General features: G+C 41.2%; 18 protein-coding genes and 4 tRNA genes. 7 read left to right on the forward strand and 15 right to left on the reverse strand.

Annotated features, from left to right (window positions below):
- The first annotated feature begins 298 nt into the window (after positions 1 to 298).
- Both pncB and H3T84_RS09335 read left to right on the forward strand, forming a co-directional pair.
- Entirely contained in the window at positions 299 to 1,537 is a 1,239-nt protein-coding gene (gene pncB / locus H3T84_RS09330) for a nicotinate phosphoribosyltransferase (protein WP_037476459.1), read from the forward strand.
- 108 nt (positions 1,538 to 1,645) lie between these two features.
- Entirely contained in the window at positions 1,646 to 2,056 is a 411-nt protein-coding gene (locus H3T84_RS09335; protein ID WP_198218933.1) for an RNA-binding S4 domain-containing protein, read from the forward strand.
- A 12-nt stretch (positions 2,057 to 2,068) separates the two neighbouring features.
- Here the strand turns inward: H3T84_RS09335 and H3T84_RS09340 are convergent, their stop codons facing one another.
- From H3T84_RS09340 to H3T84_RS09390, 11 genes are all read right to left on the reverse strand, one after another.
- Positions 2,069 to 2,629 (reverse strand): hypothetical protein, encoded by a 561-nt coding sequence (locus tag H3T84_RS09340; protein ID WP_037476461.1) that lies wholly within the window; start codon positions 2,627 to 2,629, stop codon positions 2,069 to 2,071.
- A 190-nt stretch (positions 2,630 to 2,819) separates the two neighbouring features.
- On the reverse strand, positions 2,820 to 4,232 hold the full coding sequence (gene lpdA / locus H3T84_RS09345) for a dihydrolipoyl dehydrogenase (RefSeq protein WP_037476463.1): 1,413 nt from the start codon (positions 4,230 to 4,232) through the stop codon (positions 2,820 to 2,822).
- Between the two features lie 151 nt (positions 4,233 to 4,383).
- A complete protein-coding gene (gene odhB / locus H3T84_RS09350) occupies positions 4,384 to 5,601 on the reverse strand; it encodes a 2-oxoglutarate dehydrogenase complex dihydrolipoyllysine-residue succinyltransferase (RefSeq protein WP_037476464.1) in 1,218 nt (405 codons plus the stop codon).
- 65 nt (positions 5,602 to 5,666) lie between these two features.
- Positions 5,667 to 8,489: a 2-oxoglutarate dehydrogenase E1 component gene (locus tag H3T84_RS09355; RefSeq protein ID WP_198218934.1), complete on the reverse strand. Its 2,823-nt coding sequence runs from the start codon at positions 8,487 to 8,489 to the stop codon at positions 5,667 to 5,669.
- A 187-nt stretch (positions 8,490 to 8,676) separates the two neighbouring features.
- A complete protein-coding gene (gene gltA, locus H3T84_RS09360) occupies positions 8,677 to 9,960 on the reverse strand; it encodes a citrate synthase (RefSeq protein ID WP_037476469.1) in 1,284 nt (427 codons plus the stop codon).
- Positions 9,961 to 10,038: 78 nt separating this feature from the next.
- A complete protein-coding gene (locus H3T84_RS09365; protein ID WP_078475763.1) occupies positions 10,039 to 10,290 on the reverse strand; it encodes a succinate dehydrogenase assembly factor 2 in 252 nt (83 codons plus the stop codon).
- Positions 10,290 to 10,994 carry a succinate dehydrogenase iron-sulfur subunit gene (locus tag H3T84_RS09370; RefSeq protein ID WP_025330883.1) on the reverse strand — a complete coding sequence of 235 codons (705 nt, stop codon included), beginning with the start codon at positions 10,992 to 10,994 and terminating at the stop codon, positions 10,290 to 10,292. Before H3T84_RS09370 ends, H3T84_RS09365 begins: the two co-directional genes overlap by 1 nt.
- A 12-nt stretch (positions 10,995 to 11,006) precedes the next feature.
- A complete protein-coding gene (gene sdhA, locus H3T84_RS09375) occupies positions 11,007 to 12,776 on the reverse strand; it encodes a succinate dehydrogenase flavoprotein subunit (RefSeq protein WP_037395298.1) in 1,770 nt (589 codons plus the stop codon).
- Positions 12,777 to 12,778: 2 nt separating this feature from the next.
- A complete protein-coding gene (sdhD, locus tag H3T84_RS09380) occupies positions 12,779 to 13,126 on the reverse strand; it encodes a succinate dehydrogenase, hydrophobic membrane anchor protein (protein WP_198218935.1) in 348 nt (115 codons plus the stop codon).
- The gene (sdhC, locus tag H3T84_RS09385) at positions 13,123 to 13,503 is read right to left on the reverse strand and encodes a succinate dehydrogenase, cytochrome b556 subunit (RefSeq protein WP_025330886.1); all 381 of its coding nucleotides are present in this window, start codon (positions 13,501 to 13,503) and stop codon (positions 13,123 to 13,125) included. The genes sdhD and sdhC overlap by 4 nt, the downstream gene beginning before the upstream one ends.
- Before the next feature lie 141 nt (positions 13,504 to 13,644).
- Entirely contained in the window at positions 13,645 to 14,409 is a 765-nt protein-coding gene (locus H3T84_RS09390) for a GntR family transcriptional regulator (RefSeq protein ID WP_158500018.1), read from the reverse strand.
- A gap of 220 nt (positions 14,410 to 14,629) precedes the next feature.
- Here H3T84_RS09390 and H3T84_RS09395 point away from each other — a divergent pair, with 220 nt between their 5' ends.
- From H3T84_RS09395 to argS, 4 genes are all read left to right on the forward strand, one after another.
- The gene (locus H3T84_RS09395; RefSeq protein WP_198218936.1) at positions 14,630 to 15,607 is read left to right on the forward strand and encodes a malate dehydrogenase; all 978 of its coding nucleotides are present in this window, start codon (positions 14,630 to 14,632) and stop codon (positions 15,605 to 15,607) included.
- Positions 15,608 to 15,943: 336 nt separating this feature from the next.
- The gene (locus H3T84_RS09400; RefSeq protein WP_198218937.1) at positions 15,944 to 17,083 is read left to right on the forward strand and encodes a homoserine O-acetyltransferase; all 1,140 of its coding nucleotides are present in this window, start codon (positions 15,944 to 15,946) and stop codon (positions 17,081 to 17,083) included.
- On the forward strand, positions 17,080 to 17,676 hold the full coding sequence (gene metW / locus H3T84_RS09405; protein WP_025330891.1) for a methionine biosynthesis protein MetW: 597 nt from the start codon (positions 17,080 to 17,082) through the stop codon (positions 17,674 to 17,676). The genes H3T84_RS09400 and metW overlap by 4 nt, the downstream gene beginning before the upstream one ends.
- Before the next feature lie 282 nt (positions 17,677 to 17,958).
- Positions 17,959 to 19,680, forward strand: a complete 1,722-nt coding sequence (gene argS, locus H3T84_RS09410) for an arginine--tRNA ligase (protein ID WP_198218938.1) — start codon at positions 17,959 to 17,961, stop codon at positions 19,678 to 19,680.
- A gap of 402 nt (positions 19,681 to 20,082) precedes the next feature.
- On the opposite strand, the gene H3T84_RS09415 is transcribed toward argS, so the two are convergent.
- The 4 genes from H3T84_RS09415 to H3T84_RS09430 all read right to left on the reverse strand — a co-directional run bounded on the left by H3T84_RS09415 (position 20,083) and on the right by H3T84_RS09430 (position 20,744).
- Positions 20,083 to 20,167, reverse strand: a tRNA-Leu gene (locus H3T84_RS09415).
- A 288-nt stretch (positions 20,168 to 20,455) separates the two neighbouring features.
- A tRNA-Val gene (locus tag H3T84_RS09420) sits at positions 20,456 to 20,531 on the reverse strand.
- Positions 20,532 to 20,559: 28 nt separating this feature from the next.
- A tRNA-Asp gene (locus tag H3T84_RS09425) sits at positions 20,560 to 20,636 on the reverse strand.
- A 32-nt stretch (positions 20,637 to 20,668) separates the two neighbouring features.
- A tRNA-Val gene (locus H3T84_RS09430) sits at positions 20,669 to 20,744 on the reverse strand.
- Positions 20,745 to 21,598: 854 nt separating this feature from the next.
- On the opposite strand from H3T84_RS09430, the gene H3T84_RS09435 reads away from it, so the two are divergent.
- Positions 21,599 to 24,961: a PilC/PilY family type IV pilus protein gene (locus H3T84_RS09435; protein WP_198218939.1), complete on the forward strand. Its 3,363-nt coding sequence runs from the start codon at positions 21,599 to 21,601 to the stop codon at positions 24,959 to 24,961.
- Positions 24,962 to 25,288 lie beyond the last annotated feature (327 nt).

The raw sequence follows: 25,288 nt of genomic DNA on the forward strand, positions 1-25,288 counted from the left end.
CAAACAATATTGATAGTAAATTATATTCAAGCAACGCAACTGTAATAATAAATCATGTTACAGTTATTCAGATGAACTGCTCAGCAACCGAGTAACGATTACAGCTATACAGATAAAATCCTTTTCTTAAATGAAAACAGGAGCTGAAAGGTTTGATTTGAACAGATGAAGAGTTGTTAATGAACGAGCTCAAATTTTGAAATGCAGATAAAAATTCTGTAACAATTCTGAAACAGAATTCAGTACATATATTTCCGCATAGTACATATTAATTACTTTTATGAATTGCTCCAGCAATATGACCATAGATACCAACCGTCCGCCCATTATTCAGTCTTTACTGGATACAGATTTATATAAATTCACTATGCTTCAGGTAGTATTGCATCAATTCCCTCAAGCAACCGGTGTCTATGAGTTTCGTTGTCGTAACAATCATGAAACAGCCTACCCGCTTGGTGAAATTTTAGAAGAACTTGACTGGGAGCTTGACCGTCTGTGCCAGATGAAATTTACTGAAGATGAATTGCAATATTTGCGCAGCCTGCGCTTTATTAAAAGTGATTTCGTCGACTATATGGAGCTCTTTCAACTAAAAAGGCGTTTTATCAAAACTTCTGTAGATGATAATCAATACCTGAATATCCGCATTGAAGGACCGATTATTCAGGCGATGTTTTTCGAAATATTTGTGCTGTCTATTGTTAACGAATTGTACTTTCATCGGCTGGAATCTCCGGAAATACTGGCAGAGGGAGAGCGTCGTCTGCAAGCAAAGGCCGAACTGATTCATCACTATGCTAATGAACAGCATCATTACAACTCTCCTTTTGTTGTTTCCGATTTTGGCACCCGGAGGCGTTATCGTTATTCATGGCAAAAACATGTGATTAAAACCCTTCATGAGGCGGCTCCTGGCGTTTTCAGAGGAACCAGCAACGTACATATCGCCAAACAACTCAATCTGATTCCGATTGGCACTATGGCTCATGAATTTTTGCAGGCTTTTCAGGCTTTAGATGTCCGGTTACGTGATTTTCAGAAAGCGGCACTGGAGGCCTGGGTACATGAGTATCGTGGTGATTTGGGTATTGCCTTAACAGATGTAGTCGGCATGGATGCATTTTTGTGTGATTTTGATCTGTATTTTGCCAAATTATTTGACGGACTGCGCCATGATAGCGGTGATCCGTATATCTGGGGTGAAAAAGCTTATGCCCATTATCAGAAACTCAAAATAGATACCCGTACCAAAATGCTAACTTTCAGCGACAGTCTGGATTTACAGCGCGCATGGGACTTATATATCCATTTTAACAGCCGTTTCAAAACCAGCTTTGGTATCGGTACCAATTTTACCAATGATATGGGTTTAACTCCGTTAAACATTGTATTGAAACTTGTTGAATGTAACGGTCAGTCTGTGGCCAAAATATCGGATTCGCCGGGTAAAACCATGACAGACAACAGCACCTTTCTGGCTTATTTACGTCAGGTTTTCAATATAACCGACAAAATTTCTGTTAACCCGGATTAAAATGATACATTTCGCGCAAAATCTGCTTTAAATAAGCTAAATCATTTAATCCAACAATTATCAGCAACTAAAATAAATAAAGATTACAAACAGGAATATATAAATTATATGAATAAAAGCAACAATATCAGCACAGTAGTAATGCGTCTGGATAAATGGCTCTGGGCAGCAAGATTTTTTAAAACCCGCGCTCTAGCACAAAAGCATATTGAACTTGGAAGAGTTCAGGTTAATGGTGCAAAAGTCAAAAACAGTAAAAATGTACAGGTTGGTGATACTATTGATTTAACTCTTAATTCTCTGCCTTATAAAATTCAGGTAAAACGATTAAATCATATGCGCCGCCCTGCTCCTGAAGCCCGTTTACTTTACAGCGAAGACAGCAGCAGCATCGCTAAACGTGAAGAAATTAAAGCTTTGAATCAGGCAAGTCAGATAACTGCCGCATATCCTGACGGCAGACCTACTAAACGCGATCGCAGAGCACTTGATAAAGTTAAAAAACACTGGCAGGAATAATTAAATAATATTTTAATCATTTAACATATAATTATTTGGTTGTAGATGAGTATTTTTAACAAAATTATTTTTTTTCAGAGCTTTAGCTACCATTTCTTTATCAAGCGGAACATGCAAAACTGGTACCTGAGATTTTAATTGCTTGAAAACGGGTAATTTATTTAAAAAATAGTGAACTTTAAAACTCATATCTTTTTTTCCCTCTACCTTCATATGCTTTTTATCAGTTATGTCGGCATATATCACGATAACAGGTAGTTTAAGATGTCCGATGCCATACTCTAATTCTGCTTTTAAGCATCTGGACTGAAAAGTATTTTCACTTAAAATTAAAATTATGTTATCTGCTTGATCCAGACGTTGTTTGATACGCGGTTTTAATACAGTATCCCAGTCACTTCCATCGCGAACATCATATTTTTTTACATGCAAATCATTAAAAGGAAAAAGCTCGTCTTTAAATTTCCATGTTCTTAGCTGATTATAATAAAAATAATCTTTCTGAGCCATTGCCCCAGCAGACAGCTCATTAAATGGTTCCTCTACATGAAAAACGCTGTAATTTTTTGCCATATATCCCTCCGACATTATTTATTCAAAAATAAATAGGTTTAAAATTTTGAATATTACAGTAAATTAAAATAAAAGACCATAAAAAAAATAATTAGATACAATCAGATAAATCAAACTATATAAATAATTATTTAAAAACCCGTAATCTGAAGGAGAGATTACGGGTTGATTATAGATATTTATTTAAATTTTATTTAACTGAAGATGCTGCTTCATGGGTCACTTCAGATAAAGTCGGATGAGCGTGAACAATACGGGTAATATCTTCACTGGAAGCTTTGAAATCCATTGCCATAACTGCTTCGGCAATCAGTTCTGATGCAACAGGTCCAATAATATGCACACCCAGTACACGATCAGTATCTGCATCAGCCAAAATTTTCACAAACCCTTTAGCCTGACCCATACCCAGGGCGCGACCGTTGGCAGCAAAGTTGGACTGACCTTTTTTGTATTTTACACCGGCAGCTCTTAGTTGTTCTTCAGTCTGACCAACCCATGCAATTTCCGGATGAGTATACATAGCCGCAGGAATAGTGTTCATATCTACAAAAGGTTTCTGACCGGCAATTCGTTCAGCCACAGCCACGCCTTCAGCGGAAGCTTTATGCGCCAGCATCGGACCACGAACCACGTCACCAATTGCCCAGACGTTTGGCAAACTGGTGCGGCATTCATCATCAACAACAATAAAGCCACGTTCATCTTTTTGCAGACCAACAGCTTCAGCATTCAGACCGTTAGTATTGGGAACACGGCCGATAGCAATAACCAGTTTATCAAAAGTTTCAGTTTTTTCTTCACCGTCAACTGTATATTTAACAGTGACATTGTTTTCACCTTTAACAATTTCTTTAACCATTACGCCAAGGTGAATATTAAGACCTTGTTCTTTAGTGAAAATTTTGAAAGCTTCCTTCGCTACCTGCTGATCAGCTGCAGCAAGGAAGGACGGCATTGCTTCCAGAATAGTCACCTCAGAACCGAGACGATTCCAAACTGAACCCATTTCAAGCCCGATAACACCGGAACCAATCATGCCCAGTTTAGCCGGTACCGCTTCAAGATTCAGTGCACCTTCATTATCCAGTACATTAACATTGTCAATTTCAGTTAAAGGCAGCGGGCGAGGTAAAGATCCTGTCGCCACAATTACATGTTTGGCAGTTATCTGTTGCTTGTTACCATTAGTATCAACTTCAATCTGCCATAAACCATCAGCCTGCCCTTGCAGAGAACCCCGGCCAAAAATACTTTCTACTTTATCTTTTTTAAACAGAAAACCAATACCATTAGTCAGTTTACTTACAATGGCATCTTTACGTTCAATCATTTTTCTGGCATCAAAGCCTTTAACCTGAACATCAATACCATGTTCGGCAAATTCAGTTTGCGCTGCATGGTAATTTTCACTGGTCTGTAATAAAGCTTTAGAAGGAATACAGCCAACATTCAGACAGGTACCGCCCAATGCCGGTGCATCACCCTGTTTATTCAAGCCGGCATCAATACAAGCAGTTTTAAAACCCAGTTCAGCAGCACGAATAGCAGCGACATAGCCGCCAGGACCTGCACCAATTACCACAACGTCAAATTGAGACATTAAAATTCCTTTCAATCATAAATATATCTGACTGATAAAATAAACCGTAATGCGGCACAAACGTCATTTGATAATGTGTGGCTGCCATCATTACGGTTGTTATTATTGCCTGCCAGATAAAAATACTAACTATAGCAGCCAGTTTATTTGCTTACAGTTCAAGCAGCAGACGGGCAGGATCTTCAAGAGCATCCTTAATTGCTACCAGAGTCAGTACGGCTTCACGGCCATCAATCAAACGGTGGTCGTAAGAAAGAGCCAGATACATCATCGGACGTACAACAACCTGACCATTTTCTACTACAGCACGTTCTTTAGTAGCATGCATGCCTAAAATAGCAGATTGAGGCGGATTAATAATCGGTGTAGACATCATAGAACCGAAAGTCCCGCCATTAGTAATACTGAAGGTACCACCAGTCAGGTCTTCAAGTGCCAGCTTGCCGTCTTTGGCTTTAACTGCATAATCATGAATAGCCTGTTCGATATCGGCAATACTCATCTGATCTGCATCACGCAGAATCGGTACTACCAAACCGCGCGGGCTGCCAATCGCGATACCAATATCAAAATAACCATGATATACAACATCAGTACCATCAATAGAAGCATTAACAACCGGATATTTTTTCAATGCGGCAACAGCTGCTTTAACAAAGAAAGACATAAAGCCCAGTTTAACACCATACTCTTTCTGGAACTGTTCTTTATAACGGTTACGTAAATCCATAACCGGTTTCATGTTCACTTCATTAAATGTTGTCAGAATAGCATTTTCGTGCTGTGACTGTAATAAGCGCTCAGCAACACGAGAACGCAGACGTGACATAGGTACACGCTGTTCCACACGTTCGCCGGCTGTAGAAGGTGCAGAGGCTTTGCTGGTTGCCATAACCGGAGCAGCAGCCAAAGCTGAAGCAGCAGCGGCAACATCCTCTTTAAGTACACGTCCGTCACGGCCTGAACCCTGAATATTAGCAGTATTCACACCTTTTTCTGCAGCCAGTTTGGCAGCAGCAGGCATGGCAACACCAGCCTGAGACTGATTAGCCGGAGCGGCAGTCTGAGTTGCAGCAGCTGCCGGAGCAGTTTCAGCAGCGGCTGCTGCCGGAGCTGCGGCTTCAGCAGTAGCTGAAGTATCAATTTTTGCCAGTAACTGACCGGCAGTTACGGTAGCACCATCTGCTTCAATGATTTCAACCAGTTTACCTGCCTGCTGAGCCGGTAATTCAAGTACCACTTTATCTGTTTCCAGGTCAATCAGGTTTTCGTCACGCTGTACGAAATCACCCACTTTTTTATTCCAGGTCATCAGGGTCGCTTCGGTCACACTTTCCGGAAGCATAGGAACGGTTACATCAATAATCATGGATTACTCCTAAAAAAGGGTATCGGCCACCACTACAGTGGCCAGTTATTCATAACAGATTCGGATTACTTTAAGTCCAACGCATCATCAACCAGCTGTTTAAGCTGGGCAACGTGTTTACTCATGTAACCCACTGCTGGTGAGGCACTAGCCGGACGGCCTGCAAAAATAACCTTTTGCTTGCTACCAGCAATCTTTTCAATGCGATGACGAATCTGGAACCAGGCACCCTGATTTCTCGGTTCTTCCTGAGCCCAAAGAATTTCAGTTGCATTAGGATAACGGCTCAGTTCAGCAGCTAGCTGTTCGTACGGGAACGGATATAACTGTTCTACGCGGATAATCGCAATGTCTTTACCCAGATCACGTTCAAGACGTGCTTTATTGATATCGTAGTAAACCTGTCCGGCACACAAAATCACACGCTTAACACTATTTTCATTACCTTCAACCTGATCGCCGATAACCGGGCGGAAAGTGTGGCCTTCAGTAAAGTCACTGAGCTGGCTCATGGATTCATTAAAGCGCAGCAGACGTTTAGACATGAAGATTACCAGTGGTTTACGGTATGGACGTAATACCTGTCGGCGCAACAGATGGAACATCTGAGAAGCCTCAGACGGCATGACAACCTGAATATTTTCTTCAGAGCATAATTGCAGCCAGCGTTCCAGACGACCAGAAGAGTGTTCCGGCCCCTGACCATCATAGCCATGCGGCAGAATCACCGTCAGACCGCATAAACGCCCCCATTTGGTTTCACCGGAAGTGACAAACTGGTCAATGGCAACCTGAGCACCATTGGCAAAATCGCCAAACTGCCCTTCCCAGATAACCAGCTGGTCTGGCGCACTGCAGGCAAATCCGTATTCATAAGCCAATACAGCTTCTTCATTCAGAATAGAATCAATTACTAAGAAAGAAGCCTGATTTTCGCTCAGATTACGCAATGGTACATAAGCACCGGCATCACTTTTTTCACGTTTCTGATCGTGCAGTACTGCATGACGGTGTGAGAAAGTACCACGACCGGAGTCCTCGCCGGAAATGCGTACACCATTACCATTAGTCACCAGACTGGCATAAGCCAAAGTTTCTGCCATACCCCAGTCTACCGGCTGCGTACCTTCTGCCATCGCCATACGACTGGCCAGCATTTTTTTCACCGTATTATGCGGAGTAAACCCTTCCGGCAATGCAGTAAATTTTTCAGCAAGACGTTTAATATCGGCAGCAGGAATACCGGTTTCAACCGGATGATTCCAGTGGGTACCCATATAAGGTGTCCAGTCTACTGCATACTTATGGTTATAATCAGTCAGAGTAGTCTGCTCAACATGCTCACCTTTATCCAGTGCATCACGGTAAGCCTGAATCAGCCCTTCAGCCTGTTCTTTGGTAATAACATTTTCACTCACCAGACGATCAGAATACAGAGAACGGGTGCCCGGATGCTGATGAATTTTGTTGTACATCATTGGCTGAGTCAGCATCGGATCATCACCTTCGTTGTGACCCAATTTACGGAAGCAGACAATATCCACCACCACGTCTTTACCGAAAGACTTACGGTAATCCATTGCCAGACCCATTACATAGCTAACTGCTTCAGGATCATCACCGTTCACATGGAAAATCGGCGCATCAACCATTTTAGCTAGATCTGTGCAGTAAACCGTAGAACGGGTATCACGTAAATCAGAAGTCGTAAAACCAATCTGATTATTGATGACAATATGGATAGTACCGCCAGTAGTATAGCCGCGGGTTTGTGATAGATTGAAATTAGCCTGATTGACACCCAGACCAATAAATGCAGAATCACCATGAATCAATACCGGCAATACCGCATTACGACCAGATTCACCACGGCGTTTCTGCCGCGCACGTACTGCCCCTTCGACAACAGGGTTAACAATTTCCAGATGAGAAGGATTGAAAGCTAGCGAAACGTGTAAAGGACCGTTACCGGTAGCCAGATCAGAAGTGAAACCCATATGGTATTTCACATCACCACTTGGCAGAGTAGTTGTATATTTACCTTCAAATTCGCTGAATAAATCACGGGGTTCTTTACCCAGAATATTTACCAGCACATTCAGGCGGCCGCGATGGGCCATACCAATCATAACCTCTTCAACACCCTGACTACCACAGTGCTGAATCAGATAATCAAGGGCGACAATTGTACTTTCACCACCTTCAAGCGAAAAGCGTTTCTGACCGACATAACGGGTGTGCAAATAGCGTTCAAGCGTTTCAGCCGCAGTCAGCTGCTTCAGAATGCGACGTTTATGCTCAGGCGTATAACTGGAAACTGATAAATCTTTTTCCACTCGCTCCTGCACCCAGTTGCGTTCATCCGGCCGGGTAATGTGCATATACTCCACACCCACGGTGCCGCAATAAGTCTGATCCAGGCGGTTAATAATTTCAGATAAAGACAGTTTAGGACTGCTTCCAAAATCGCTACCGGTATAAAATTTAGTAGACATATCTGCTGCAGTCAGCCCGTATTGTGCCGGGTCAAGTTCAGCCAGATATTCTTTAGGACGGCGTTTTAACGGATCCAGATTTGCATTACGCGCACCGAGAATACGATAAGCGTTCATCAGATTTAATACTGATACCTGCTTTTGCAATACATTTAAATCAACACTACCCTGAGTAGCAGCATGCTGTCTGGACAGATTAACAAAAGATTCCTGAATCGGTAATTGCGGTATATCCTTGGCAACATAGCCCGGTAATGCAGCTACTTTGTCAAAATAATCTTTCCAGTATTCGTCAACTGAATCACGATCCTTTAGGTAGCTCTCGTAAAGCTCTTCAATGTAAGGAGCATTGGCACCATATAAATAAGAAAGATTGGTTTGTTCTTCCATCATGGTAAAAATCCTTTTTACCTCAAACTAATAAAACAGGAATATCACTATCCCCTACCAATAAAGAATCGATTGCCGATTCCAGATTACCGCATATCAACATACCGATTCCAGATCACCACGTATAAGCATGGTGATGAAGCATCAGTATGCTTCAGGCAGCAAAAAAGCTGCCTGAATACATAAATAACTAGCGTTTATCCACCGGGAGATAATCGCGCCGACCTGAGCCTGTATACAGCTGACGCGGGCGACCGATTTTCTGATTCGGATCAGCTATCATTTCGTGCCAGTGTGATACCCAGCCTACTGTACGTGCCAGTGCAAACAGCACGGTAAACATAGTTACCGGAATACCTAAAGCACTCAGCACAATACCGGAGTAAAAATCCACGTTCGGATAAAGCTTGCGTTCAACAAAATAAGGATCTTCAAGCGCAATTTTTTCCAGAGCCATTGCCAGCTTGAATTTAGGACTATCATGCAATCCAAGTTCCTTTAACACTTCATCACATGTCTGCTTCATGATTTTGGCACGCGGATCCATATTTTTGTACACGCGATGTCCAAAACCCATCAGACGATAACGCTTTTCTTTAACTCCCTGCATAAATTCTTCAACACGGGACACATCACCAATTTCATCCAGCATTTTCAATACTGCTTCATTGGCACCACCATGGGCAGGTCCCCACAGGCAGGCAATGCCGGCAGCAATACATGCAAACGGATTGGCTCCGGAAGAACCGGCAATGCGTACTGTAGAAGTAGATGCATTCTGCTCATGATCCGCATGCAAAATGAAAATCCGGTCTAAAGCACGTTCCAGCACAGGATTAACAACATAATCCTCAGTTGGTTTAGCAAACATCATATGCAGGAAATTACCGGTATAAGTCAGATTGTTCCGCGGATAATTAAATGGCAATCCTTTTGAGTAGCGGTAACACATAGCTGCGAGAGTCGGAATCTTGGCAATCATACGGTATTCCGCAATTCGGCGGTGTTCAGGATTATTGATATCCAGACTGTCCTGATAGAATGCAGCCAGTGCACCTACCACCCCAACCATCATTGACATCGGATGAGCATCACGACGAAAACCCCTGAAAAACCAGGTTAATTGTTCATGCACCATATTATGGCGCAAAACACCCAGTTCAAATTTCTGTTTTTCGACTGCATCAGGTAATTCACCATATACGAGCAGATAGCATGTTTCCAGATAATCACTGTGTTCAGCCAGCTGCTCAATAGGATATCCCCGATAATATAACTGCCCCTTTTCACCATCAATGAAAGTGATTTTGGATTCGCAGGATGCGGTTGAAGTAAACCCGGGATCAAACATAAATGTCCCGGTTTCACCATACAGTTTACGAATGTCCACTACATCCGGGCCCAAACTGCCAGACAAAACCGGCATCTCAAAAGGCTCTTGCCCCTCAATGCTCAGTATAGCTTTCTTAGTCATCTCCAACTCCTTAATTTTCAATTTTTCTATTTAAATAAACTAAACTTAAATACGTTAACAAAAGCCAGGTATTTACAGCTACTGAGCCTGCCTGATTTTAGCCAGAACAGACTCAAATTCAGAGTCAGTACAACCCTCAGACTGATTGATTAACGCCAGAATTTCCGGATCAGGCAAATCCATTAACGCCACAAACACAGCTAACTCTTCGTTAGATAACTGATCAAAAGCATGTGTCATAAACCGACCAAGAATAATATCCAGTTCCAGTAAACCGCGTCGGGTTAGCCAACGTATGCGACGTTTGGCATTATCATCAAAATCCTGCATCAGATAGCTCTTCTCAACATTAAATCTTTAATCTTACCGATAGCACGTGTCGGATTCAGATGTTTAGGGCAAACATCCACACAGTTCATGATCGTATGACAACGGAACAGACGGTAAGGATCATTCAGATTGTCCAGACGTTCATTGGTGCGCGTATCACGAGTATCAGCAATAAAGCGGTAAGCATTCAGCAAACCTGAAGGACCAACAAATTTGTCAGGATTCCACCAGAAAGAAGGACATGAAGTAGAACAGCAGGCACACAGAATACATTCATATAAACCATCCAGCTCTTTACGCTCAGCCTGTGACTGCAGACGTTCACGTGTCGGAGCAGCTGTATCATTGATCACATAGGGTTTAATTGAATGGTATTGATTGAAGAACTGAGTAAAATCGACAATCAGGTCACGGATAACCGGCAAAGCAGGTAACGGTTTTAACACTATCGGCTGTTTCAGACTGCGAATATCGGTCAGACATGCCAGACCATTTTTACCATTAATATTCATACCATCAGAACCGCAAATACCTTCGCGGCAGGAACGGCGGAATGACAAACTGTCATCCTGCGCTTTAAGTTTAATCAGCGCATCCAACAGCTTTACATCAGTCGGTTCAATTTCGAGTTCATAATCTTTCATGTACGGCTTATCATCCACATCGGGATTATAGCGGTACACCTGGAAGCGGATTTTTTCCATCTTGATAGTTCCTTAGTAAACGCGTTCAGCTGGTTTTATGTATTCCACACTCAGAGGTTTAGTGTGTACTGGTTTATATTCCAGATGCTGATCTTCAGCGTAGTACAATGTGTGTTTCATCCAGTTTTCATCATCACGATTCGGATGATCATCGGAAGCATGTGCTCCGCGTGATTCTTTGCGTGCCTCAGCAGAAACCAGGGTCGCCTGAGCCACTTCAATCAGATTATCCAGCTCCAGCGCTTCCAGCCGCGCAGTATTCCAAACCTTACTCTTATCATGAATCTGGGTTTTGGCTACACGTTCGGCAATTTCATTGATTTTCTCAATTCCTTCTTTCAGCAGAGCATCTGTACGGAATACCCCAGCATGTGACTGTACACACCGCTGCAAATCATTACGCACTTCAGATACCTCTTCACCATTAGTCTGATTTTCCAGACGGCTCAGACGTGCAAGTGTTTTCTCACCAACATCTGCCGGCAACTCACGATGTGCTACCTGCTTTTTGATGTAGTCAATCATATGATCGCCGGCTGCTTTCCCGAACACCACAAGGTCAAGTAAAGAATTAGTACCCAGACGGTTTGCACCATGCACTGAAGCACATGCACATTCACCTGCTGCATAGAAACCAGGAACCGGAGCTTCCAGATCATCACCTTTGGCCATTACCACCTGACCATGATAATTAGTAGGAATACCGCCCATCATATAGTGGCAAGTCGGAACCACCGGAATCGGATCTTTAATTGGATCCACACCGGCAAATTGAATGGAAATCTCGCGGATACCTGGCAGTTTTTCCATAATTTTTTCTGCGCCAAGATGGTCCACTTTCAGCAGTACATGGTCTTTATTTTTACCTACACCACGGCCTTCATGAATTTCAATAGCCATTGCACGGGACACCACATCACGACAGGCCAGATCTTTTACAGTTGGCGCATAACGTTCCATAAAACGCTCGCCTTCACTGTTGAGCAGAATACCGCCCTCACCACGCACACCTTCAGTAATCAACACCCCGGCACCCGCCACACCAGTAGGATGGAATTGCCAGAACTCCATGTCTTCCAGAGGAATGCCTGCACGTGCAGCCATACCCAGACCATCACCAGTATTCATATAGGCATTGGTAGAAGAAGCATAGATACGTCCGGCACCGCCAGTAGCAAAAAGTACAGCCTTTGCATGCAAAATGAAAACTTCACCCGTTTCCATTTCCATTGCAATAACCCCGATTACCACACCTTCTGAATCCCGAATCAGATCCAGAGCAGCCCACTCCACAAAAAACTGAGTTTCTGCATGCACATTTTGCTGATATAAGGTATGCAGCATTGCATGGCCGGTACGGTCTGCCACTGCACAGGCACGTTCTACAGCACGTTTACCAAACTCAGCAGTATGTCCGCCAAACGGGCGCTGATAAATTTTGCCGGATTCAACTCGGTCAAACGGCATACCCATATGTTCAAGTTCAACTACAGCATCAGGAGCGCGGCGTGTCATGAATTCAATTGCATCCTGATCACCCAGCCAGTCGGAACCTTTAACGGTATCGTACATATGCCAGTTCCAATGGTCTTCCTGTACATTACCCAGCGAAGCAGAAATCCCGCCCTGGGCAGCTACCGTATGAGAACGGGTTGGAAAAACCTTAGATAGCACTACTGTATTTAAACCTGCTTTAGATAATTGCAGAGCGGCACGAAGCCCTGCACCACCGCCGCCTACGATTACTGCATCAAAACGACGTACCGGCAAACTCTTGGGCATATTCATGCTACCCCCCAAATCACTTTAACAGAATAAATCAGACAGCCAACCAACCACAGGATAGTGGCAACATGCAAAAACAGACGCAAACCTGCTGGTTTGATATAGTCCATCCACAAATCACGTATACCAACCCATGCATGCAATACCAGTGCCAGCACAAAAATCTGTGTTATCAGACGAACCCACGTCTGAGCAAAGAAACACTGCCATTCCTGATAACTATGCGGTATACAGATAATCATAATTAAAAACAAGACTGAGTACACCAGCATGATTACTGCCGTGATACGCTGCATAATCCAATCGCGCAGACCATAGTGCGCGCCGGCTAATTTACGATCAATCATGATAACAAGCACGCTCCATAAATAATAACGGACAATACAATTGCACAAATAACCACCGCTTTAGCCGAAGCGCGTGCCGTTTTTAGTTCTGTGCCTTTATGAATATCCATAAACAAAAAACGTACACCGGCCAGACTGTGGTAAACATATGCCAGCAAAAGAACAAAAAGAATGCACTTCACCAAAGGATGATGCACAAGCTCCTGATAAGTATTGAACGCAGATTCATGAGAAAGCGTACCTGAAAACAGCCATAAAAACAGCGGAATACAGATAAATAGCGCGATACCACTAAAACGATGAAAAATAGACACAAGACCCGGAATGGGTAATCGTATCTTTTGTATATCCAGATACACTGGCCTTTCTTTTTGCATCGGTAACTCCTCTTGTATTATTAGAAGATATAAACTCAAAACCAGCGGCCAAAGCCGCACCCAACCGAAATTTACTGCAATTGACCCAGTTTTTAACAAACAGGTAACATTACTACACACCAATTATTTACAATACCAGTATCAGTACTCAGCAGAGCTACCACTTAATTGCAAAGACTGATTTCCAAGTTGTAAATAACGCCGGCGCCATTCATAAGGAACACCGTCGACACTTTGGCTCAAACGCCCGATACAAAGGGCATGCGAACCCATATCTGCCTTCAACAGTCTGGCAATCTCAGGACGCAAAACTGTTTGCCAAAGCCATTGTCGCGAAGTATCCATCAAAACATCATACTCAAGCAACAAAAAAGCATAAAAACTACGGCGGCGGCGCATAAAACGTACATTTAAATCCTGCAATAACGCAACAGGTAAAAATAATTCATCTACCGCCACTTCAATATAACCGGTACGCCATAGCAGCATAATTTTCCATACCGGTTCTGCGATTTTTATACCCAACTGCATAGCAGTTTCTTCATCCGCAACAGCAACAGTCACACTCAAAACTTCAGCTACCGGCCAAACCTGCTCAGTTTTAGCCTGTTGCAATACCGGAATTTCAGTAAAAGGATAATATCCCCAGTCCCAGTTTTGCTGGGTAACAAAGGTTCCTACCCCTTGATAACGCTGTAAAATACCCCGCGCCGCCAGTTCACTCAAACCTTTACGCACAGTTCCCTGACTTACATTCCACTGCCTGGCCAGATCCCATTCACTCGGCAAAGGCTGGCCAGGCTTGAAATCACCATCAGCAAGCAAATGAAAAACCCGCTGCATTACAGACTGGTATAAAGGAATGTGTCTTTTAAGCGAACTGATTTTAAATCTATTGTACGACATTTCAAACTCATGTAAATAAAGTCTTATATAAGACATAAGATAACACAGAAAAACTCACTTAATATTCTCAAAAAAGCATCAATCTATTACTTCAATTAATTTAATTTTGAAAATAATTTTGCTATCATACAGCCCAAATTCTTGTAGTACAGACATATTAAATACCTTTAAGACAAGAAAAAATATTTATAGTCGTGTTTTTATTTTAAGAGGATATGTTATGAAAAAACCTGTACGCATTGCCGTGACGGGTGCTACCGGTCAGATTGGTTATGCTTTACTGTTCCGGATTGCCAGCGGTGACATGCTGGGAGCTGATACTCCGGTTATCCTGCAATTGCTTGATTTGCCTCAGTCGCAAACTGCTGCCCAGGGGGTAATGATGGAATTACAGGACTGTGCATTTCCCTTGCTTACCGATATGTTTGCAACTCATGATCCAGAAGTGGCATTCAAAGATGCAGATATAGCTATCCTCGTCGGTGCACGTCCGCGCAGTAAAGGTATGGAACGCAGCGACTTATTACAGGCCAATGCCGAAATCTTCAAAACACAAGGTGCAGCACTGAATAAAGTAGCCAGCCGCGATGTTAAAGTCCTTGTTGTTGGTAATCCTGCCAATACCAATGCTTATATCGCCATGAAGTCTGCCCCTGATTTACCGGCGAAAAATTTTACCGCACTGATGCGCCTGGATCAGAATCGCGCACTTAGTCAGCTGGCAGAAAAAATTAATAAACCAGTAAGCAAAATAAAACAACTGTGCGTGTGGGGAAATCACAGTCCTACCATGTACACTGATTACCGCTTTGCTCAGATAGATAATGAAAACGTAGCAGAAATGATTAATGATCAGGACTGGTATGTAAAAGAGTATTTGCCTAAAGTAGGCAAACGCGGATCAGCTATCATTGAAGCACGAGGTCTGTCTTCTGCTGCCAGTGCCGCCAATGCAATTATCGATCAGATTCATGACTGGGTAATCGGCAGTAATGGAGAATGGGTTACTATGGGCGTCCCCTCAGACGGTTCTTATGGCATCCCGGAAGAAATAGTATTCGGCTTTCCCATGACTTGTGAAAATGGCGAGTACACTATTGTTCAGGATTTACCTATTGATGAATTCAGTCAGCAGCGTATTAATCAGACACTGGCTGAACTTGAAGAAGAAAAATCAGAAGTGAGCAGCTTACTTTAAATACTGAAAATATCTCTGGCCGGCCTGAAACATCAGACCGGCTTTTTTATCACCTGTTTGTATTAATGCTGATTAATACAAAATAGATTTCAATACAAATATCAGCAATATTAGCGAACTAATTACTATCAATACCAGCGCCAGACAGTTTACCCAGTATCCGAGCACCTGTTTTTGCTGTCTTCCAAGTAAATACTTAAGCAAAACACCCAATAACATTACAAAAAGAAACAGACTCAGCAACCGGCCTATCATTTATTTTCCAAAACACGTTATATCTGTGCAAACCAGACAAAGTCGTTATAATGCCAGTTTTCTATTCTTTTAACTAATCCTATGAAAGAAATAGACAGCATTGGCATTGTAACCCCGCAAAAGTGGTCTTTTGACAGCCCGCTCACCCTGCAAAACGGTTGTGTTCTGCCCCAGTTTGAATTAATGATTGAAACATACGGCACACTTAATGCAGACAAAAGTAATGCGGTATTAATATGTCATGCCCTGTCAGGAAATCACCATGTAGCGGGTTATCATAGTAAAAATGATAAACACCCCGGCTGGTGGGATAATATGATTGGTCCGGGAAAACCTGTTGATACCAATCGTTTTTTTGTTGTCGGCTTAAATAATCTGGGCGGCTGTCACGGCAGTACCGGTCCGTTGAGTATCAATCCGGACACAGGAAAAGCTTACGGCGCTGATTTTCCGATGGTAACCGTAAAGGACTGGGTAGAAAGTCAGTCTATGCTGGCCGACCGCTTCGGCATTGATAAATGGGCTGCGGTTATGGGCGGAAGTCTTGGCGGGATGCAGGCATTACAATGGGCAATCGACAAACCGCAACGCCTGAGACATGCATTGATTATTGCCTCAGCTCCACGATTATCTACCCAAAATATTGCCTTTAATGATGTAGCCAGACAAGCCATTCTTACTGATCCGGATTTTTGTCAGGGACAATACGCGCAACAGCAGAAAATTCCACGACGAGGTTTGCGTATCGCTCGTATGATGGGACACATTACCTATCTGGCAGAAGACGGATTGGGTAAAAAATTCGGGCGCCAGATGCGACAACCAAACTACCAGTATGATTACAACGTTGAATTTGAAGTTGAATCCTATCTTCACTATCAGGGCGATAAATTCGCTGAAGTGTTCGATGCCAATAGTTATTTACTGATGACAAAAGCACTTGATTATTTTGATCCGGCGCGTGATTATGATGGTAATCTGGTAGCCGCAGTATCGGCAATTCAGGCAAAAATACTGATAGCCAGCTTCAGCAGCGACTGGCGTTTTTCACCCAGACGCTCACAGGAATTACTCGATGCTTTGGTAGCAGCCAACAAACCCGTGCAATATATTGCTCTTAAATCAGCTCACGGACATGATGCCTTTTTAATGGAAGATGCTGATTATCAGGCGGCTATCCGCATTTATTTCAACAATATTGCCACTGAACTAACACAATGAACATATCATCAGTACCACTGCGTGATGACCTGCAAATGATTTTCGACTGGATTACACCCAATAGTCGTGTACTGGATTTAGGCTGCGGAGACGGAGAACTGCTGGCCGCACTAGTCAAACACAAAAATTGTCAGGGATATGGATTAGAAATTAATACCAATAGCGTATTAGCTGCTATGCAACGTGGCATCAACGTAATACAGGCTGATCTGGAAGCCGGTTTGCAACATTTTAATGATAACAGCTTTGACATTATCGTTTTAAGCCAAACCATTCAGTCTATGCAAAATACGGAAAACATCCTGCAGGAAATGAAACGAGTCGCCGCAGAAGCTATTGTCACCTTTCCCAATTTCGGCTACTGGCGCAACCGCCTGCAAATCGCACTGGGTGGACATATGCCGGTATCCGAACGCATGCCCTATCAATGGTATAACACCCCGAACATTCATTGGTGCACCCTTCAGGATTTTGATAAATTATGTGCCAAAAATCATTTAAAAATTTTGCAACGTGCGGTGATGAGTGGAAATAAACGCATTTCTCTTTGGCCAAACTTGCTTGGTAGTCTGGCCTTTTATCGCGTAGGCTGATCATCACACAGTTAAAGTATACCAGCTGGTATCTGGTATACTTTAACAACATTATCCATTTACACACTAAAAACGCACAACTCATATCCAGCATAAATCAGCTAATCTAATTGATAATTACCAATTCATTTATCTATATAGTATTCTTATATAGCCACAGAAAAATTTTCTTAACTAATTTAGGCATTATTCCCGTCAAGTCCGTTTATTCATTGTGCTGCGCTAATGCGATTTACGCTTATTTATGCGAAAATTAGCCATTTCCCTATTTATCAGACCAACATGAAATTACATCAACTAGTTGCAGCTGAAGTTGAACAAGCATTTAGCGCAAACGGGCTCACAGACCAGCCAATTATTCTGCAACCAGCCAAAAATCGTGACTTTGGCGATTATCAAATTAACGGCGTCATGGGTGCAGCCAAAAAAACCAGACAAAACCCTCGCGAACTGGCACAAAAAGTTGCCGATGCATTACAGCAGAACCCACTGATTGCCACAGCAGAAGTTGCCGGCCCTGGTTTTATTAACTTAAAACTTCGCCCTGAAAAACTGGCACAATATATTAAGGCCTCATTGCAGGATGAGCATCTGGGTATTGCCAGAAACAGCAAGCCACAAACAATAGTTATAGATTACTCATCACCCAATCTGGCTAAAGAAATGCACGTAGGTCACTTACGCTCCAGCATCATAGGTGATAGCCTTAATCGCGTACTTACTTTTCTCGGACATAAAGTTATTGCCCAAAATCATGTAGGTGACTGGGGCACACAATTTGGTATGTTGGTCGCCTACCTGATAGAACAACAGCAAAACGGGCGTGCAGATCTCGAACTAGCGGATTTAGAACAATTCTATCGTAATGCCAAAGTACGCTTTGATGAAGATAAAAACTTTGCCGACACAGCACGTGATTACGTAGTTAAACTTCAAAGCGGAGATGCCAGCGTACTGGCATTGTGGCAACAGTTTGTACAGACCTCTTTGCAACATGCTCAGGCGGTCTATAAAAAACTTGGCCTAAAACTTTTACCAGCCGATGTAACCGGCGAATCATTTTATAATGATCAGTTACAATCAACTGTAAATGAACTTCTTGCCAAAGGTATTGCCGTTGACAGTGACGGTACTAAAGTTGTTTTTCTGGATGAGTTTAAAAATCAGGATAATGAACCAGCAGCATTTATTATTCAGAAAAAAGATGGCGGATTCCTGTATGCCAGTACCGATTTAGCCTGCCTGCGTTACCGGATTAATACCTTGCACGGCAACAGATTGTTATATGTTGTGGATGCGCGCCAAAGCCTGCACTTTGATGAATTATTTACAGTTGCCCGTAAAGCCGGCTGGCTACCTGATACCGTACATGCGGAACATGTACCTTTCGGTACCATGATGGGTAAAGACGGCAAACCGTTTAAAACCCGTAGCGGTGACACAGTAAAATTAATGGATTTACTAAACGAAGCTGTAACACGTGCATCTGCTCTGGTTGCCAGCAAAAATCCTGAACTGAGCGCCGATGAAATCGCACATATAGGTGAAGTCGTAGGCATAGGTGCCGTAAAATATGCAGATTTAAGTAAAAATCGTACCAGTGATTACATATTCGACTGGGACAGCATGCTCTCTTTCGAAGGCAATACTGCTCCTTACTTACAATATGCCTATACCCGCGTGCAAAGTGTTTTTCGCAAAGCAGGTACCTGGGATAACAATGCTGCGATCACCCTGAACGAAGCCATGGAACAACAACTGGCTGTAGAATTACTTAAATTTGAAGATGTTCTGGATAGTGTTGCCAATACCTCTTATCCGCACTATCTCGCCGCTTATCTGTATCAGATTGCCACCCTGTTCAGCCGCTTTTATGAAGCCTGCCCAATACTGAAAGCAGACGAAGCCACTCGCAACAGCCGGTTGCAGCTCACCAGCCTTACCGGCAAAACCCTGCAACAGGGTCTGGCATTATTAGGTATAGATACACTTGAAACCATGTAACTAAAACAAACATATCAGCAAAATAAAAATGCACCATTTAAATTTATATAATGGTGCATTTTTTTCAACTGGCAAATCAGCCCAACAACAGTCAGATAATATCTACAATATACTGTTTGAAATCTTACCTATTGATAAATATTATTTATCCGTAAACCATACCTTACGCATAAAATATATATCTGTATAAATACCTGTCAATGAAAGCTTACAACAGTATATATAGAATTAATTTAACTTCGAATTCAGGTAAATTCGAATATCATGCCAATGACAATTATACTTAAAATACAAAATTGACAGCAGATAAAAAATTTCTAAGTAGTTTTTAGTTAGTGTTCAGACAGACTGAGTAGAAATAAAAAAAGATATCTTAGCTTATAAGATATCTTTAAAATTCGATGGTGCGGATAAAGAGACTCGAACTCTTACGCCTTTCAGCGCCAGAACCTAAATCTGGTGCGTCTACCAATTTCGCCATATCCGCAATCAATCAGTAAAAGATTGAGCGATGAATTATAGGTTAGTTTGCAAATTGTGCCAAGTGAAATATCTTAAGCATATACAGACAGATGCAAATAAGCTGTGAGTGAACATTAATAACTAGGGGTTTCTGATTGCATATACCCAGTAATAACAGTCTGAATATCACAAACTGATAATCGACTATGAATGCCACCAGCACAGATAGTTTGATTGCATACAAAAAACAGCAAACAAATAGCCCATTAACAATCAAGAATTTAATTAAATCAGAAATCAGGAGAAAAAATATTGGTGGGTGATGACGGAGTCGAACCGCCGACATTCTGCTTGTAAGGCAGACGCTCTACCAACTGAGCTAATCACCCCTAAGAGAGAAAACAGCAATTATGAAATTGGCGCGGCGGACGGGGCTCGAACCCGCGACCCCCGGCGTGACAGGCCGGTACTCTAACCAACTGAGCTACCACCGCGCAAGTTTTACGCAACGCATAAAACAGAAAACTGGTGGGTGATGACGGAGTCGAACCGCCGACATTCTGCTTGTAAGGCAGACGCTCTACCAACTGAGCTAATCACCCTGTGCTGTCGAGGCGCGTATTTAATCACAGAGTAAGAAACACAGCAAGCCCTTTTTATTGCAATGTTGCACATTTTTTTTAGTTTACTGTTTTTTCAATTTAAATTTTATGTTATTTAAAGTTTATCTTTTAATTTAGCTTTAGAGTATGTTTTAGATACCCTCTTCTCATATGGATCTTTAAAGTAACTGGTTTAGTTCGAAGTTTATCTGTTTTCTGAATCTGAAGCTGATAGCATATTAAATATGTCTGCAAAACATGTATTACTTTTGTTATATTAAACCAAGTTTATATTTATATCTTATATACCTAGCTTTAAATTCAATAATATATATATATATAAAATTATCATTATCAAACGATATTTATCATAAATTTTAGCAATTAAATTGCTCAAAATATTCAATAACAAATTATTTAATTTTAAATAATTTTTTTAAATAGCTACCAGAATAAATAAATTAAAATATTTTCAATTTAATAAAGACAAATTTCCAAGCAATTTAAGCAATTATTTATAAATTTACGCTTATTTATTAGCATTATCTAAGCAAAGTTAATTTATCTTCTTCTACAATCAACTGATAGTTAAACCCCTTTTTATTTAAATTTTTAGCATAAAATTGCTTAATAACACATTGAAATATTAATATATATTTAGTTAAACCTTAACCCTGCCTGCAGCCATATTTGAATCATATCTGCCAGAGCTTTTAAACATAAATCCTGATTAGAAACTTTATTTTTTCCTGACTTATAGCAACTCATCAGATTTCCTTATAGTTCACTAATCTACCGAATCGTACAGAGGTTTTACAGATAGTTGGGAAAGCAATAACCAAACAAGGAAATTCATGAATAAACAAAAAAATAAACTTCGCCAAATTTCAGTAATCAAATACACCCTATCCGGCCAGATAGTGACTTCTGTATTTCTGGGTATTTTTAATTTTATTACAATCCCATCAGCTTTGGCTGCGGCAAATATTTTTGCCGATATCCCCTTACATCTGCAAAGTAAATCTATTACCACTTCATCTTACAGCGTTAAACCCAATATAACGCTTTACATCGATGATTCCGGCAGCATGTCTATGAACATCGTACCCATTACCTATAAATGCCGGGTCAGCAGATGGATTCCTAATCCTAATGGTAAAGGTGGCAGCTGGCCGCCATATGGTGGTTATGAATACGGATTCAATGAAAAACCTAAAAACACTTCGGAAGTCAGATATAGCTGTAACACATACCGGCGCATTGATGCTGTAAAAGAAGTTCTGACAGATATCATTAAAAACTACCATAATGATATGTACTTTGCCTTTCGCCCGATGTGCGGAACCGGCGATCAGAAAAAATTTAATAAATTTTATGATACTTCTGATCAGGATAATTACGAAAGTATGCTTGATAATATTAATCGCCTGGAAACGCCATGTGATACCCCTACCACCCGTCAGTTCCCGGTTATTGCCCGCAATTTAGTAATCAACAAACTCAAATACCGTTGTCAAAAATCATATATTATTTTACTCAGTGATGGCGAGGCCGATAATACATATTCAGTTTCGGATAAAAATTACAATAACACCAATGATTTACGTTACGATGCCTACTTCGATCGTGATTTTCAAAGTAATAACGAGCGATTAGATTTTCTTGCCCGTAATCACAATGTTAATAAGCCATTACGTCTGAAATTCTATACAGACAGGCTCAATAATTATAATTTTGGTGATTATATTTATACCAAAGACTATTACAATGCTACTGGTAAATCCATTAGTGCATCACCAGACAGAAGAAAAACTGATGATGCAGGCCAGCCATGGAATGAGATCGATCCACACACAGGCAAACGATTCATTCAGACAGCGCAAACATTTACTATTGGTGTAGGATTGGGTCAGCGCAATACCAATGAAGCAAAAATAGCTATTCCCTATTTAGAAAATGCTGCGACGCCAGGCGGAGAATACAATGAAAAAACCAATCCTGACGGACGCTTTTTCAATGCCAATTCCCGCGATGAAATTATCAGAGCCTTTGACAAGGTTTTTAAAACCATCAAAGCTGAGATTACCTCATCAACCATGCAAACAACCAATACAGCTCCTACCATAGCTATTTCAAATACTGATCTGGGTAACCTCTCTATTACGGCAAAAATTGAAACAGGTTCATGGAGCAGCCAAATTTGCATTAATGACATAGAAAAGCAAAGCAATAATTCCTGTCCGATGCAACCTTCTTATGATAACCGGCAGTTATTACTCAATGACGGTAAAAATACATATCTATATAGTGATAGCCTCAATAGCTTTAGCAATAATACGTTTAAACTTAGCAGTAATGATAAGAATCGTGATGAATGGCGTGACGGGCTGCTCGCCTGGTTGAATCGCTCATTAACTGACGCCACTCAGCAAAAAAATGATTTCACTCTGAATTATCGAAAACGCCGCCCGCTTAAAGATTTCGGAAACACTCGCGACATTGGAGATATTATTGATAATTCAATCATTACAGCCGGCAAAACTGAAAATAACCGTCAGAAATATCTGATTACTTCAGCTAATGACGGTATGGTTTATGTTTTTCGCTCAAGAAATAATTCCAGCTATCCTTATGATTTAAAATTCAATTACATGCCAATAAATATAGAAAGACAAAGCAATGACGGTTCGGACTTAGTATCACATTACTACAAAAATTTAGCCAGTAAAGATTATGCTTCCAATGATACTAATCATCACCTTTATCTGCTTAACGGAGGGATGGTAGTTCAGCAAACGGACGGAGATAATAATCGTCCTCAGCAAATATTTATGGTCTCTACTTTAGGCCAGGCCGGACGCGGAGCCTTTGCTATTAATATCGGCGGCCACGATATCCTTACCGGCCAACCCCTGGCTGCTGAGAATATGAACGCATCTGACTGGTATAAAAGCGTATTCCTGTTTCAAACTCCCGGCGGAAAAAATAATCAGTTCGGATACACAGTAGGGACACCTGCCATAGCCCGCATTCGGGTTAATTCAAATCCGGATGCCTCGGAAACTTCACTAACGGATCATATCCGTCAGGCTGCATTTATCAGTAATGGTTATAATTATTCTCCATCGCTGGCTCAGGATATTGCAGTAAAACCCTCACCTGAATCTGCATTGTATATTTATGACATTCTTGGTATAGATGTTGGTACCCAGGCATACACCCGTACCGGTACACAAAAAGGTGAACTGATTGCCAAACTAGTCGCACCTGGCGGCTCAGGGGGACTTTCAAGCCCAACTGCGATTGACATTAATGGGAATGGCATTGCCAGCATTATTTATGCCGGTGATTATAGTGGTAATTTATATCGCTTCGACTTACGTGCCCCCAATCCGTCTGACTGGAAAGTCTATAAAATATTTACAGCCAATGGCCCGATTACAGCCGCACCGAATGTATTTCTGGCAAAAACGAGTACCAAATCCTCTAGTGGTAATAAAACACCCAGACTAACTGCAATAGTTACATTTGGAACAGGTAGCGATATTTATCAGAATGATTTAAACAATAAAGACCAGCAAACTGTATATGGAATATATGACGATTTGAGCCGGGAAAATGTTGAAGAGATCAGCAAAAGCAGACTTCTAGAGCAAACGCTTACCAAGAATGGAAATTATCGCCAGCTCAGTAACTATCCATTTTATCCTTCAGTACATCAAGGCTGGTATTTTAATTTGGAAAGTAATTCCGGAGAACGCGTAGTAAGCAAACCTGTGATTGTATCATATGCTGGTGCAGTACTTTCGCGTATCTATAATGTAAATAAAGAAGAAAAACTGCCTGATCCGTGCAAGCCAACCACAGTAACTCAGCGCAACTCAGTTATTACCGGCAAAATTCAGTTTAATGTTAAAACCGGTGGTGCATTACTTAAAACTGATCCAAATTTTGTGTTTGACGATAAAGCACCGGTTGGTAGCATAGTAAATAGTGAAGGACCATTTGGTTTTACCGTGGTGGGTAACAATATATATGATATTGGCGGCTCTCTTACACAAAAACCATTGCGTGAACAAGCACAACTGTTTGAAAGCTGTTCTCGCGCTGCTGTGATAGCTGCCACTACTGACGGAGAAAAATTAACCATCAATGTACCACGCTGCCCGATCAGATTTCAGCGACTTTCATGGCGTGAAATCAAACCTAAATATTAATAATTGTAAATATTAAATAAAAATGGCTGAAAATTTCAGCCATTTTTTAAAATATAATATAAATTTTCAGAATTAAAATCTGAAATATTTAATCTAAACATTCAATGAATATTTACAGATGAAAAACTAAATATTTATATAATAATTATAATTTAATAATAAATTCAAATAGAGAGATATTTAAAAAAAATGAATTATTTTATATAAATATACATTTAAAATAAAAAAATAATAATACAAATAAATATAAATAAATATAAATAAATTATATTTATCCGGTTAGTTTTTTTATTTTTAAATATATTATTATTTATATAAAAACATAAT

This window comes from Snodgrassella sp. M0110 (assembly GCF_016101465.1).
Lineage (GTDB): Bacteria > Pseudomonadota > Gammaproteobacteria > Burkholderiales > Neisseriaceae > Snodgrassella > Snodgrassella alvi.